Origin of the sequence: Flagellimonas lutaonensis (assembly GCF_000963865.1) — a bacterium.
GTDB lineage: Bacteria > Bacteroidota > Bacteroidia > Flavobacteriales > Flavobacteriaceae > Flagellimonas_A > Flagellimonas_A lutaonensis.
This window is the reverse complement of sequence record NZ_CP011071.1, coordinates 1,413,857-1,430,692: the sequence shown is the minus strand read 5'-3', so window position 1 is coordinate 1,430,692 and position 16,836 is coordinate 1,413,857. Positions and strand designations below refer to the sequence as shown.

Below are 16,836 nucleotides of genomic sequence, written 5' to 3'. Positions count from 1 at the left end.
ACCATGTACAAAAAAGTATTGCCTCTATTGCTAGTCTCGCTTTTCTTTATGGGCCCTGTAACCGCCCAAGAAGAAAGCCCGGCCGTTACGTATAGTGCCCCTTCGCAAAACCTGTTGAAGTTTAACCGGTTCTTGATCAACCCAACCTTTTCAACGGTCAGGGAAGACAAGTCGTACATCAACCTGTTTCATAGAAACCAAGCGGTATCTTTTGATGACAATTTTCAGACCTATTTCTTGAGCTATAGCGGTAGAATAGGGGATAGAAGCGGTTTGGGCGTGAGCCTATACACACAACGCGAGGGTATATTCAACAACTTTGGGGTGTTGGCCAATTACGCCTACGGGGTAAAGCTGAGCGAACAGAGCAATTTTACCTTTGGTGCAAACTTTAGTTACTATAACAGTGGCCTTGACCAGAACAGGGCCAGTTCATTGGACCCCAATGATCCGCTTTTGGGCCGGAACAATAGCACATTGCTTTTGTTTCAACCGGGTTTCAACCTTTCGTTCGGCCGTTTTGATTTCGGGGCTTTTGCCGAAAACCTGTTCGACTACAATCTAAAAACCAACGAATCAAATACCGAATTCAGCGAAAAAATGTATTCGGCCCACCTACAATATACCCATCAGTTTGAAAATGCCTCGGGCATTTTTGAACAAGGCCGGCTGATGCCGTTGGCCAGGGTACGAAAAGTGGGGGAAGAGGATATATCCCTAGGGGGTGGACTCATCATGGACCTACCAAAACTAGGGTGGCTACAAGCCGGTTATGACGATCTTTTTGGTGCCTCTGCCGGGGTGGGCTTTAACCTGAACCGCAGAATTTCACTCGGGTATACCATGGAAAAGGGATTGAGCAATGATTTGGACAATCTCGGACTCACCCACGAAATCTCACTGGCCTATTCGTTTACCCCAACCCTGACCGAAGACCGTGTAATGCTTGAAAAGGAAGATGAATTGGTAAGCAACGAGGAGGAGGAAACTCCGATTGAAGAGCTCACGCTATCAGAAAAAGACATGAGGATTGCTGAGCTTGAACGCAAACTGGCCGAAAACGATGCCATTCTCGATGAACTGCTGTTTCGGCAAGACTCACTCGAACAAAACCGTCAACGCGACCTAGAACGACGGTTTGAAAACGTGATGCGCCTTGTACGCAGGGAAACACAGGGCAAAAGGCCTGAACTGGAGCAGCAGGCCCGGGAAACCTATTTCGCGGGAACTGATGTGGCGCCCACCGATACAAACAAACAACAGCCCCTGGCCAACCATGGGTTGACCAACAATACCTCGGCCAAAAAAATCATCAAACTCAAAGATACCGACAGGCCCATTGAATCAAAGCCTGTGGCAGTGCGTGAGGACAGTAAAAAAGATAACATTCGGTATAAAAATACTTCTAGAAGCTTCAAGTCATTTACCATTCCAAATATACAGAGCGGCCATTATTTGATTGCCAATGTATATCGTGGCACCAAGTACATGAACAAGTTCATCGATGAGTTAAAGGCCCAGGGCATAGAGGCCGATTACTTCCAAAATCCGAAGAACGGCCTCAACTATGTATACCTAAAGGGGTATGCCAATAAACAAGATGCCATCAATGCCTATCGTTCCAAGCTCAACGGCACCTATCAGGGCGATACTTGGGTGATGAAGGTAACAGGCGACTACGACAACACACAATACGCCAGCAATGAGGTGTCTGATTCAAAATACGACGATACCGCCCTACGCCAAAATGTGGTATCTGCCGATCAAGAGCCCTCTGGCAACACACAAGGGGGCATCGCCTATAAAACATACGACATAGACGGGCTAGGTTCTGGTTTCTATATCATTGCCAATGTCTTTGAAAAACCTTCGAATGCCAAGCGCTTTGTCAAAGAACTGAATGCCAAGGGGCTCAGTGCCAGTTACTTCATCAATCCGGAAAACAACTACCGGTATGTTTACCTGAAAAGGCACAGTGAATGGACGAGCGCCTTGATTTCATACTACTCCAAACTGAACAATCAATACCATGATCAGATATGGATCATGCGTGTTAAACCAAACCATATAAGCTAAATGAAAAACCGGCTGTTACGAATAGCACTATGTCTCGGCATAGGCCTATTCTCTTTTATTGGATTTTCACAAGAATACAACACCTTTGATATTCGATATCAGAACAATATCAAGGGCGACCTGACCTTTATCGCCAACAATATCGTAAACCGTGATGGGGGAACGGGTTCCACCGAGCCCGAAGACCCATACAATGCCACGGGCAACTCTTCGACCTACAATGACTGGTTGAACATGCAGTACATCGATGTTGACAATGATCCGAGCACCTTCAGTTCAAGTCGGGCAACCTTTACTTTTCCCCAGGCCAACTGTAACCAAATTCGTTACGCCGGACTTTATTGGTCCGCCACTTATCCCAGCCAACAGGCCGGGCAGCCGGTGGGCACCAACCGACAAAACGACTTTAACCAGGTTAAATTCATGGTGCCGGGCGGTTCGTACGTAGACGTCACCGCCGATGAAATTATTTATGATGGCTTTACCAGCACCGACAACAGTATGCGCCAAAACAGTCCGTACGCGTGCTATGCAGATGTAACGGCACTGGTGTCGGCCCTGCCAAACCCGGAAGGTGACTATACGGTTGCCAACATCAGGTCGGTGGTAGGTTCCCTTTCCCCAGGAGGAGGGGCTGCCGGCGGTTGGACACTGGTCATTGTATATGAAAACCCAACCCTTACAGGAAAATTGATCACCACATTCGATGGTTTTGCAAGGGTGAACAGTGCAAATTCCAACGTGAACATAAATTACAGCGGTTTCAATACCATTCCGGCTGGGCCCGTAAACGCCTATTTAGGCGCCGCTGCACTCGAGGGCGATAACAGAATTACCGGTGACCGTATGCGCATTCGTGCCGCCAGCAATGGCTCGTTCACCACCATTAGCAATGCTGCAAATCCTGCCAGCAATTTTTTCAATAGCAATATTTCACTGAACGGCACCATAACCACCAATCGTAACCCCAATAGTGTGAACACCTTGGGATACGACACGGACATGTTCCTGTTAAACAACCCTGTCAATTCGGTGATTCCCAACAATGAAACGGCAGCAACGTTTCGGTTTACTTCAAACGGCGACCAGTACTACCCATTCTTTAATTCGTTCAACGTTGAGATCATCGAACCGGAAATCGTTCTTGAAAAACGTGTTGAAGACATTGCGGGAAACGATATAACAGGCGCGGGCGTCAACCTTGGACAGTACTTGGATTATGTGCTTTCTTTTGTGAATATTGGCAACGATGATGCCACCAATTATACCATACGGGACATCTTGCCCATTAACGTTACCCTTGATGAACTGAACATGGTACTCCCTCCCGGGGTAACATATGTTTATAATGCCCCCACAAGGGAAATAGTTTTTACTGTTCCTGATAATCTAATCGAGGTGGGCGATCCCTTGACCGAAATCAGAATGCGGGTAAGGGTGGCCGAAAATTGTTTTGACTTTATCGATGCCTGTACCGACCAGATAACCAATTTGGCCTATTCTACCTATCAAGGTGTCATAAACAACAACCAGATTACCGATGATCCCAGTGTTTCCGATTTTGACAGCTGCGGATTTGTAACCCCTGGCGCGACCAATTTTTTGTTGGATGACCTTGAAAGCTGCGATTTTACCAGAACCGTGCAACTGTGCGGCGATAATGTTTTGTTGGACGCGGGAGACAATTTTGATACGTATACCTGGTATTTGGACAACAACGGTGACCACCTTATAGATCCGGGAGACACCGTGATCACGGATGGTGACCCAGACAACGACCCCAGCACCTTGTTGGTAAGTGACACCGGTATCTATATCGTTGACAAAGATGTGGCCGACCCTTGTAAGGGTTTTCAGGAAATAATCATTGTGACGCTCTTTGGGGCTACACAGACCAACCCCATCACCGATCTGATCAACGATACCTCGAACACGGTAGAAGGAGAAATCGTTGTCTGCCCCAATGATGGCGAAGAGCTGCCACAGGTGTTTTTATGTGGATTGAACGACACTGAGCTCATCCAAATAAACATTCCCGATGCTCAGAGCATTGTTTGGGAGCAATTGGATGAGGCCAGCTGTACCGCTTCAACCCCAGATTGTGCCAACAAAGACAACGGCTGTACATGGAACACCGTTGACACCGGAAGTGATTTTCTTGCTTCGGATGCCGGGCAATACCGCCTACAGATCAACTACCAGAACGGGTGTTTCAGCAGGTTCTATTTCAACATCTATAAAAACCCGCTTGACCCCCAGTACAATAGCAGCGATATTATATGCAACACCCCCGGCAACATAACAGTCACCAATATGCCCATCGACTATGAATTTCAACTGGTCGATGCCGTAACAAGTAACATCTTGGTTGCCTACCAGTCAAACCCGAGTTTTGATATTGCTACAAACGGCGCCTATAGGGTAGAGATGAGGCAGCAAGGTGTAGTTGACGGCTGTGTGTTTGTGCTGGACAACATCGGAATCCTTGAAAGGAATTTTCAGGTCGATGTAACGACCAGAGATACTGATTGCAACGGTCTGGGCGAAATCTCCATAAATGTATTGGATGTAGAGCCCCAGTACTACTATGAAATCTCTCAAGGAGGAACCACGGTTGATACATACGGCCCTTCCGACGACAACAATTACACTTTTCAGAATCTAAACCCAGGCACCTACGATGTTCTGGTGACCACCGACGATGGCTGTAACCACACCGAACAGGTTGTCATACAAGATTTGACCGATCTTGATTTAACAGCTAGTATTTCTCAGCATATCACATGTCGTGAAGGAAACATCCAAATGAGTTCTTCAGGTGGTCAAACCCCTCACACTTACGCCATTTGGTCTTATGTTGATGAGGGTGGAATTACCCAAATATCTTATCCCACGGTAAATGACATTCCCGCAAGTGAATTCCAAACAAGTGTCATTTTTGATATTCTTGATCCAGGTGATTACACCTTTATAGTGGTGGACAGAAATAACTGCTCGGCTATATCAAATACAGTGACCATACAGTTTCAGCCTGCAGCAGATTACGCCCCCACAACCGTGGTTGATGTACAATGTTTTGGAGATTCTACAGGATCTATCCAATTCAATTTGGTTAGTAGCAATGGATATCAGCTTACCTATTATCTGTTTGATGCCACAACTTTTGATGAAAACAACTATGATGTCAACAATGCCCTTGCCTCCAATTCATCTGGTGTGTTCACTGGTCTGGCGGCAGGCGATTACGCCATTGTGATAAACCAAAGAAAAGGAAGCGCGGCTTGCGACTATTTCGAATATCAAACCGTATCAACTCCAACAAGTGGCATTTCTGGTAATGCGGTACTTGTTCAAGACTATACCTGTCTGCAAAACGGCATTATCGAGGCACAAGGCGTTTCGGGCGGTACAGGCCCTTACGAATATAGTATCGATGGGGTGAACTTTGTTAGTGGGGTAGGGGCCGAAACTTTTTCGAACCTGACCGACGGCACGTATAATATCACTATTCGTGATGCAAGCGGTTGTACGTTTGTAACCAACCCTGTGACCATTGACCCGTTGAATCCTCCTACGGATCTGACCTTTTCGGCCACACCGCCAAACTGCCCGACACAGACTTCTGATGTAACCGTTACGGTAGTGGATGGCAATGCCCCCTATCTTTTTGAGATTACCGCGCCATCACCCATAGCGGCCACTTCCATTTCAGGAAACACCGCTGATTTCGATGGTTTGGCGCCGGGCACCTATACCTTCAGGGTAACTGATGACAAGGGGTGTGTGTATTCAGAGGATTTTACCATAGACCCAGTGACCCCGATTGGTGTTGTGGGCCAATTGGTTCAAAATGTGACCTGTTTTAACGATACTGACGGTGAGGCGCTATTCACCGTTTCAGGCTTCAATACTTCGTATGATTACACGGTTACAGGTCCTTCCGCCTTTAATGGGACCAACGAAACCAGTGCTACCATCAACCTTACGGGGTTGGATGATGGCACCTACACCATTGTGGTCACCGACAACGAAACCAACTGTACGGCCACAGCCGATGTGACCATAAATGCGCCCACAGCCGCATTGACCATCAGTGCTGCAGAAACACAGCCCACTTGTACTACAGATGGTAGTGTGGTCTTGACTTCCACTGGCGGTTGGGGAAGCAATACCTTTACCCTTACCAACCCAGATACAACCCTCTTCGGAACCAATTCGACCGGGGTGTTCAACAACTTGACACAGACGGGCACATATACAGCTTCGGTGACAGACGCCAATGGCTGTACCGTTTCGACCACTTTTAATCTGAATGCGGCCGTTGCACCGGTACTGCAGATTACCCCAAACGATGTTTGTTATGATGATGCCGTGGGGCTTGCCTTGACGGCAAGCGTAACCTCAGGTGGGGATGGCAACTTTGAGTATAGCTTGAATGGTGGTGCCTTTACCACCAACAATGTGTTCAGTGGTTTAACGTCTGGAACGTACACCATTGATGTGCGCGACGGAAATAATTGTACCGATTCTGAAACAATCACCATCAACCCAGAGTTGACGGTAACGGCAACCGCACCCAACATTACGGCATGTGGTACCGATACCGATATCGACATTACAGCTGCCGGTGGCGATGGCAATTATGTATATGCCGTGGTGAACGATGGGGTAACCCCAACGCCAGGCGATTTCGCGACCAGCAACCCGGTAACGGTAACTGGCACAGGTGATTATGATGTGTATGTGCGAGACAATAACGGTAATGCGGGTTTCTGTGAGGCCTCTTTTGACATTGCCGTTGTTCAAGATGCCCCAATTTCAATAACACCCACAGTAACCAATGTCACTTGCTTCGGAGGTGCCGATGGTTCCATAACCTTGGCCGCTTCGGGAGGTGAAGGCCCTTATGAATACAGTATTGACAACGGTGCCAATTACCAAACAACAACCGATTTCTTCAATCTGACCGCAGGTAGTTATACGGTCAGGGTAAGAGATGTGAACAATTGTGATGCAAGTGTGGTTGTTGCCGTCAATGAGCCTGCACAATTGGTTGCTGAAGCCCAAATCACCCAGAATTATACCTGTACCCAAAATGGGGAAATCACAGTAGGGAGTGTAACTCCAACATCTGGCGGCTCAGGAGACTATCAATATAGTCTCAATGGTGCCACGTGGTCTGCCCCTACAACAGGTGGAATAACTTTTACAGGGCTCGTAGATGGCACCTATTCAATCAGAGTGCGTGACGCCAATGCCATTTCATGTTTTATTACGTTACCCGACATTATAATTGCCCCCCTTCCTGCTGAGCCTACCTTAAGCTTTACGGTGGCCTATAATTGTGATGGCAGTGGAAATATTACCGTTTTGCCCAACGACCCCACATATACCTACAGTTTGAATGCAGGGGCTTTTCAATCGTCCAACGTCTTCAACAATGTAACGCCGGGCAACCACACTATAACTGTCGATTACGGCAGCAATTGTACCACACAGGCAAATGTGTTGGTTGAAAGCGGCAATGTCTTTGATGCCAACATTACTGCTTTCTCTGACATCACGTGTAACGCCGGTGCTGACGGAAGAATCACTTTTGAAGTGGAAAACTTCGATGCCATAAACGGTTTTGAGTACCAAGTGAATGGTGGTGGATATTCGGCGCCACAGCCCGCAAGCCCCATTACACTTTCAGGTCTTACCGCCGGAAACTACACTATTGAAGTGCGCGATGTACTTGATAACAGTTGTATTATAACCTTGAACCAAATCTTGAACGAACCTACTCCGGTAATCGCTTCCGCGAATTTGACATCGCCTGCTACATGTACCGATGGTGCCGTCATTACAGCCACGGCTTCTGGGGGAACCCCTTCCTATATTTTTCAACTTGAAAATGGTATCGGGGGCATTATAGCGGGATTTGATTTTGCCACCAACGGAAACAATACCATATTTACAGGTTTGGCCCCTGGTGACTATATCGTTAGGGCAAGGGATGCCAACAATTGTGAAGACCCCATTGATGCGGCCATAACAGTTTCCCCTGCCAACGGAATTACCTTTACCACCACGGCGACCGCTTGTTATAGTGGCAACAATGATGCAACCATACAGGTCGATGTTACTGCCGGCAACGGCAATTACCAGTTTAGTTTGGACGGTGGCCCTTGGATGACCCCAACCCCATCGACAGCAACAACCCATACGTTCATCAACCTGACCGCCGGCACCTATACAATTGATGTCAGGGATGGTTTTGGCTGTATGGGCGTACAACAATCGGTGACCATCAATCCGCAACTGACAGCCAGCGCAGTTTTGACGGCAGACCTAACCTGTGTGGCCGATGCCTCGGTGACCATCAATGCCGCTGGCGGTTCAGGAGCCTACTCTTACGAATGGTCCAATGATGGCGGCGCAACCTATTTCAGCACCAATTTCGCAGGCAACGTTTTTAGCACCAATACCTTCGGAACCTTTGTGTTTAGGGTTACCGACACTACAGCACCATCGCCCTGTACAGTGATCACAAATCCAATAGTCATCACCGAGGCACAAACGCCCGTGATTACTTCTGTGACGCCTACCCATGTTCTTTGCAACGGCGATAGCACCGGTGCGTTGGATGTGGTCATCGATACTTCAGTGGGCTCACCCCCCTACGTCATCAATGTGGTTGAAATCAACGGGCCAACCAACTACGGAACTCAGACGTCAGGTCTTCCCGCAGGTGATTACGAAGTAACGATAATAGATAACAAGGGTTGTGTTTCTGCCCCATTCGCGGTTACGATAAACGAGCCCAATGCCATTACCTATACCATTAACCTTCAGCCGATTACTTGTGATTCAATGGGAGGAGGCACCAATCCAGGTTCCATCACGGTACAAAATGTGACGGGAGGAACTGCCGAGTTCACCTATCATCTTACAGGGAACAATGGCTTTTCAGGCACCTACACCACAACTGCGGGTGGCGAAGACCATACTTTTGCAATCTTGGAGTTTGGTATCTACGAGGTAGACGTCATCGATGCCAATGGTTGCTCTGTCAGAACGACCAATATAATCGCATCACCGCCTAATGACCTGGATATCGATGTTTCTACGGCAACGGCAAGTTGTGCTGCGGGTGGTACGGCAATAGTAACTGTATCTTCGGTTGTCGGAAGCGGTAGCTACCAGTTTGCAATATTGGAAACTTTTTCAGCTCCCTATTCCTCGACTTATGTCGGTCCCGACCCGCTTCCGGTGGGCAATACAGATACTGCCACCTTTACCGGGCTGGTTCCAGGCATCACCTATACATTTGTAGTTTATGATACGGTAACAAATTGTTACTATTTTGAAACGGCTTCTGCGCCCATCAACTCTCCGTCAAACATGACGGTTACGTCATTGGTGGAATCCAATGTGACCTGTACGGGCGCCAACGATGGCAATGTGACCTTTACCTTCGATAACTTTGACCCTTTGGCCACCGATGTGACTTATGAAATATTCAATGCCCAATCAAACCTTACCACGGGCATCACGGGAACAACTTCCGTGAATCCACCAGCAGGCCCTTTGACAGTTCCAAATCTTGGGCCCCTGGTTCCTGGTGTATATTACGTGCTGTTGCGTGAGGTTGGTGGTCCTTTTGATGGCTGTTCTATCAGTTCGCCTGATTTTACAATCGATGAATCCACTAATGCCCTAGCAGTGACGGCGACCTCAACCAACGCCAGTGACTGTAGCGCCAATGGTACCATTTCAGCTGTTGCCCAATTTGGACAAGCCCCATATCTCTTTCAGTTGGAACCGTTCGGCAATCCTGTTCCGACCCCGGCAACATGGACAGGAGTTAGCACCAATGGCCTCTTCACTGGTTTGGCAAATGGCAACTATACAGTTTATGTTCGAGATGCCTATGATTGTATCCAGCCCTTTGATATTACTGTAGGTCTTGATCCAAGACCGGAAATAACGGTGGCCGTGGTAGATGAATGTGTTGCAGAAGGAACCTTCGAGGTGCTTGTGACTTTGACTAACCCGGCAGTTGCCTCTGCTCCTTTCCAGTTGAGCATTAATGGTGGGCCGAGCCAAAATATCACCTTCAACGGAAGCAACCAATATACGGTGACAGGACTCAGCTCTGGTCTGGGCCAAACCATCTCGGTTACTGATCTGAACGGTTGCTCTGATACCGATCCTTTCAATATTCAACCTCCATTACAGTTCAACGCTGCGGTGACTACATTGCTTGACTGCGAGGCAGCACCGGCCAACAATGCCGAAATTACCATTGATGTGACGGCAGGTTCAGGAAACTATGACTATGAAATCGATGGCCCCGGTGCTGCAGATCAGGCCAGAACAGCTATGGCTGGAAACACTATCACATGGACTGGAGCCAGCGCTGCAGGTTCATATACAGTAACAGTTTACGACACCAGCACATCAGTTCCGAACTGTTTGGGCAGTATGGTTGTCGATGTCCCTCCATTGGTAACACCAAATATCAATGTTGATGCATTTACAGATGTTACCTGTAATGGGGTCGATGATGGCGCCATTACCGTGTCGAGTACCGATGTGGGCATAGGGCCCTATACTTATGAAATCGTTTCCGGCCCCGGCAGTAGTGCGGTATTCCCCATTGCGCCAACCAGTAGCAGTACTACTTCTGCAACGTTTACAGGCCTTGAGGGCACGCTTGGCGGCATCACCTATACCATACGGGCAACGGCTGCCAACAGTTGTTTCGTCGAAACGACCCAGGTTATCACCCAACCGGATGTCGTTACGGTACCGGCACCGACAGTGGTCGAATTCGGCTGTACCGCCGGCAACAACCCCAACAATGCCACGATTACCATTGATGATCTGGCGATAACGGGCGGTAGTGGCACCTACGTCATTTATGAATTCATTGAGGAGGACGACCCCAACACCGTTCCTGTTGAGGCTCCCGTAGTGGTTCAATCGGGAGGAAATCCTGTCTATATTGAAACAGACCCCGCGGGTGGTGTCTATACCATCAATGTGTACGACAATAACGGTTGTGTGGGCGCTACCACCGCGACCATACAGCCGTACGACGAGTTGCTTTCCGCAACGGCAGCGATTACCAATCCGTTGAGCTGTACACCCGGAAGCGATGGCGAGATCACCATCACGGCGACCTCGACCAACAGCGACCCGACCCGTTTCGAATACAGCATCGACAATGGGGCCACTTGGCAGAACACAGGCACGCATGCCAACCCTGAAGTCTTTACGGGACTGTCTGCCGGCACCCATAATTTCTTGATCCGGCATATAGACACGGGTTGTATCATCACTGCCTCTGAAACGATAACAGATCCGAACACCTTTACCATCGATGTGAACGTTGTCAACGATGTCATCTGCTTTGGAACGCAGAGCGGACAAGTGACCTTTGAACTGGTAGATGCCACCTATCCTGGAGGTTTCGATTGGGAAATTTGGGACACCAACGGCACCCCAGCAAACACCGCTGATGACACTTCAGTAGCTACGGGTACCGAAGCCGGCAATGGTCCGACCTTGCCGATTGCGTTGTTTGCCGGTGACTACTATGTAGAGGTGACCCAAACCAATTTCCCAGATTGTACAAATATTGAGGCGTTTACAATTGCCGGGCCATCAGCGGCCATAACCGCCAACGTAAATGTGGAAGAAATTACCTGTGTTCCCGGTAACGATGGCGTTATTGAGATAACGAACGTTCAAGGCGGATGGGGCGGTTATCGTTATTATGTCGATCAAGTGCCGAATCCTGATCCGAACAATCCGGCCAACTATTTCCCAAATCCTCGATTTGAGAACTTGAGTGCGGGCACTTATGAAATTTGGGTGATCGACCAAAATGGTTGTCCAGAGCAACTTCCGGACGAAACATTGAATGTGCCATCACCGATTGCAGCCACATTGGCCATTACCAATCCGAACTGTACCAATATCGAGGGCGCCATTGAAGTAAGTGCGCCAACTGGTGGCCAAGGCAGCAACTACAGCTATCAATTGGTACGAAATGGCACAAATGTAGGGTCTCCACAGACCTCCAGAGCATTCAACAATCTAGGTGCTGGTACTTACGAAGTAATCGTAAGCGACCAATGGGGCTGTTCGCTGACCACCAATGCGGTGTTGTTGTATGATGAAATCGTTCCAACGGCAACAGTGGACAAACCCATTGACTGTACACCCGACCCTGGGGGGCATGTAACCATTTCACAGACAGGTGGCTCGGGTACCTTTGATTATGCAGTAGAATTCCCCGACAGTTCAACACCGCTACCGGATATTTTGGCAAGTGCGTCGGCCACTTTTACCAATCTGACCATGCCCGGTACCTACACATTTACGATTACCGATACGGCGACAGGCCATACATGCGTGAAAACCATTGACGTTCCTTTGGACGATAAGGTTGACCCTGTACTGCTCAACGCCACCATCACCCATGTAAGCTGCAATGGTGGTTCTGATGGAAGCATTTTGGCAAATTTAGATTCCACTACTGACGACAATCCGCCATATCAATATGAATTGATCGGTTTGGCCGGGGCGCCGAGCAGACCCCTGCAGAACAATCCATTGTTCACAGGCCTGCCAGCAGGCAGCTATGACGTTCGAGTGGTTTCGGCCAGGGGCTGTGAAGACATCAGAACAGAGACCATAACAGAGCCCAACGCACTAACTGCCTCGGCGGTGGCCACACCTTTTGCGTGTGCTCCTGACAATACCGTGAACACCTCAACGGTAACCATAACAGCCACTGACGGTACGGCTCCTTATTTGTACAGCATAGATGGCGTCAATTATCAAACTGGAAATTCCTTTGAAATTATCGATAACGGTGCTGCGCAGACCATCGATTTCTATGTAACCGACGCTAATGGCTGTCCGTTTACAGATAGCATTATCATTCAGCCATTGAACACCTTTGCGTTGAATGCCTCGCAGAACATTGCCATTACGTGCGTCAATCCTGAAGAGGTAATATTGACCGTTACGGAAGGCCATCCTTCAGGTCATACTTATACGTTTGAGTTGCTTCCGAACGGAAATCCGAACGGAAGCTTTACAAGTAGCACCGCCACCACGGCCACTTTTGAGTTGAGTGCCGCCGGCAGTTATACCTTTAGGGCCACCAATGACACCACGGGATGTTATGAAGAAACCACGTATGTTATCAACCCCTATGACTTGATCGACGTGACGGCCATAGCCACGGCACCTGCCATTTGTTTTGGTGACAACAACGGCGCATTGGAGGTGACCATCAACGATTATATTGGTGATTTTGACTTTGAAGTGTTCGACCAAGAGAACAACCCTATACAAAATGGTACGGGAACATCAACTTCAAATCCGTTTACGTTTGCGGTAAGCAACCTTTCGGGCGGCAACTTCTATGTACGCATCACAGAAACGGGTGCCGGAAGCTCACTTTGCAGCGACGATACCAATATGGTCACCATCGTTTCGCCCGATATGCCATTGGATGCTACACCGGTTGAGGTTGCCAATGTGACCTGTACCAACGACCAAGGCGAAATCGAGGTGACTCCGACAGGTGGTTATGCGCCGTACGACATAGTGTTGACGAACAATGCCACCTCACAGGTCTATACTGTGAACGATGTAACAAGCCACGTGTTTACTGGGCTTTCCGAAGGAAGCTTTGATGTTCAAATTACGGATAATGGGGGTTGTGTTATCAACAGGTCGCTGACCTTGACCCAACCATTGCCTATAACCGCCGGTATCGACGCCACACCGACCACCTTGGCTTGTTACGGAGACACCAACGCCACTGTGACCGCAATCAACGTACTTAATGGAGAGGGTGTTTATCAATACCAATTGAACACTTATGATGCAACGGGTACGGTTATTGCCTTTACCAGCGGTGCGCAAAGCAGCCCCATCTTTAACAACTTGGGTGCGGGCATCTATAGTATCACGGTTTCCGATGATTGGAACTGTGGTGTTGAAACGGCCCAAGTGACCATTTCAGAACCTGTTGAGGTAATGGCTTCCCTTATACAGTTGAGCCCCTTGACCTGTAACAACCAAGCACAGATAGAATTGACCGCAACAGGCGGTACAGGGCCTTATGAGTTCAGTGCCGATGGCAGCACCTATGCCCCTATGAGTGGCGGCAACACACATACCTTCAATGTAAATGCAGGTGTGTACCAATACTATATTCGTGACGCCTTTGGTTGTGAGGCCATGATCTCAAACCAAGTGAGCATTGATATGGTACCGCCTTTGACGATTGATATCGATGATTCGGCCGCAGTCATCAATTGTACCGGTGAAGCTTCTGCAACCATTATCACCAATGTTACGGGCGGACTGGGCAACTACAGCTACGAACTGTTCAGCGATGCCGCCCTGACGAACCTTGTGTCAGGGCCACAAGCAAGCGACACCTTTAGCGGTCTGGTAGCGGGCAATTACTATGTGCGGGTCACAAGCCAAGACTGTATGGAGGTATCGCCTGTAATACCGATTGTGGATCCCATACCGTTGCAAGTAGACCGACAAGAATTTACCGATGTGACCTGTGCAGGTGAAAACGACGGTACTATTTCAGTAGAAGTTTCTGGAGGTACGGGCGAAATATTCTACGCCATTACACCGAACCTGAACCAGTTCGATACCGTAAACACCTTTACCGACCTGGCGCCCGGAGTGTACGATGTTATTGCGCAAGATCGAAATGGATGCTTTATTCCATTCCAGTTCACGATAGCAGAGCCAAGTCCGATTACTGTCACCACTGTAAACGTACTTGATGAGGTCTGCGCCGGAAGTGCAGACGGTTCTATAGAAATAAGCATTTCTGGTGGCACGGCCCCGTATCGCGCCAGCCTGAACTCGAACAACGATACTGATTTTGTTGATGGGCAAACCCTTTTCAACAACCTACCGGCTGGCACCCATGTTATTTTTGTGAGGGATGCCAACGATTGTGATGCCAACATCATTGTGGACATTGCACCTGGCGTTAATCTAAACGCAACGGTTGAGCCGATCTATGAGTGTTCTGGCAATATTCCTGATAACCGTATCGAGGTTACTTTGGAAGATGCTTCTGTTTCGGGCGATGTCATGTATGCCCTTGATTCAACCGACCCTGCCGATTTGCAACTGGCACCCGATTTCACCAATATGGCACCCGGAAACCATTACCTGACCATTGCCCATTCAAATGGTTGTGTCAACATCGTTGATTTTGAGATCATAGGCTTCGAGCCGTTGACATTGACATTGGAGCAGAACAACATCAACGAAATAACGGCTGTTGCTGCCGGCGGACTGGAAGATTACACTTTCTATTTTGGAGATGTGAACAATGGAACCGACAATACGTTCTATATCAACCGCACTGACACCTACACGGTTACGGTGGTCGATCAGAACGGTTGTGAAATATCGGCCGATATATTTATGGAATTCATTGATATTGAGATTCCTAACTTTTTCACCCCAGACGGTGACGGAACGAATGATTATTGGCTTCCGAATAATCTTGAGGGCTTCCCCGATGTACTAATGATCATTTTTGATCGTTATGGTAGAGAGCTCTATAGGATGCGTTACGGGGACCAAGGATGGGATGGAATGTATCAAAACAACCACCTTCCGACCGGTGATTACTGGTATGTCATCAAACTTCAAGGAGAGAATGATGACCGGGAGTTTATAGGACATTTTACCCTTTATCGATGATTTAAAAAGAACGTAACCTAAAAGACATGTTTAAGAGAACCCAAATCTTTCTATTGGCCCTGTTCACCTATGCTGGGGCCAATGCACAAGAGCTGACATTGCCGCAGCATTCGCAATACAATGCCGACAATCCGTTCTTGATATCGCCCGTATATGCCGGTATTGGTGACCACATAAAAGTTCGTTTGAACGGCTTGACCCAGTGGGTAGGTATCGAAGATGCCCCCGACACCCAAACAATAGCGGCCGATGCCAGGCTCGGCGACCGCTCTGGGTTGGGCATGTTTCTGTACAACGATAGCAACGGTTACACCAAGCAGCGTGGCGCAAGGGTCTCATTTGCCCATCATTTGACCTTGGATCGTTACGAAGATGAATTCATTTCTTTGGGTATCTCATATAATTTCAACCAATTTCGTATTGATACTGAAAACTTCAGGATGGAAAATGGCCAGTTGCCAACCGATGACAGGGCAACCACCAACCACAATTTCGATATCGGGGTACTATACAGAAAAGATAGGTTTTACCTTAGTGTGAACGCCGCCAACATATTGCCCAAGAACTTGGAAAAATTCAACCCTACCTTTGAGCCCAATACCCTTCGAAACTACTACCTCTACACGGGGTACAGTTTTATGAAGAACAAAAACAGTAAGTTAGAGATCGAGCCCTCGGTCTTTTTCCAATGGTTCGAGAGCGATAGCCGTTCGGTCACCGACCTTAATGCAAAGTTTCGTTTTCACGATTTTGAAGACTATTACTATGTGGGCGCCACCTATCGTTTTTTGAACGACCCAGACCAGCCGTTGACACCGCTTTATCTATCGCCTATGGCGGGCCTCAAAAAAAGTAATTTCTATTTTGGTTACTCGTACCAGATTTTGACCAATGAAATTGCCGGATACAATATAGGTACCCACGTGGTGACCGTTGGTATGGATCTTTTTCAAGGTATAAGTAACTGCCGCTGTACGTACTGATTTTATTTTCTTTCGCTTA

At 48.1% G+C, this 16,836-nt stretch carries 3 protein-coding genes; all 3 read left to right on the top strand.

All coding sequences use genetic code 11. The annotated features are described in order from the left end of the window. The first annotated feature begins 3 nt into the window (after window positions 1-3). From VC82_RS06570 to VC82_RS06560, 3 genes are read left to right on the top strand one after another with little or no spacing between them, the layout of a single operon-like run. Window positions 4-2,076 (top strand): PorP/SprF family type IX secretion system membrane protein, encoded by a 2,073-nt coding sequence (locus tag VC82_RS06570; protein ID WP_045801666.1) that lies wholly within the window; start codon window positions 4-6, stop codon window positions 2,074-2,076. Continuing rightward, window positions 2,077-15,834: a T9SS type B sorting domain-containing protein gene (locus VC82_RS06565; RefSeq protein WP_045801665.1), complete on the top strand. Its 13,758-nt coding sequence runs from the start codon at window positions 2,077-2,079 to the stop codon at window positions 15,832-15,834. A 26-nt stretch (window positions 15,835-15,860) separates the two neighbouring features. Then, the gene (locus tag VC82_RS06560; RefSeq protein ID WP_045801664.1) at window positions 15,861-16,817 is read left to right on the top strand and encodes a PorP/SprF family type IX secretion system membrane protein; all 957 of its coding nucleotides are present in this window, start codon (window positions 15,861-15,863) and stop codon (window positions 16,815-16,817) included. Window positions 16,818-16,836: the final 19 nt, after the last annotated feature.

Coding starts and splice junctions, on each gene's coding strand:
- VC82_RS06570 (WP_045801666.1), top strand. CDS start 4: ATGTACAAAAAAGTATTGCCTCTATTGCTAGTCTCGCTTTTCTTTATG.
- VC82_RS06565 (WP_045801665.1), top strand. CDS start 2,077: ATGAAAAACCGGCTGTTACGAATAGCACTATGTCTCGGCATAGGCCTA.
- VC82_RS06560 (WP_045801664.1), top strand. CDS start 15,861: ATGTTTAAGAGAACCCAAATCTTTCTATTGGCCCTGTTCACCTATGCT.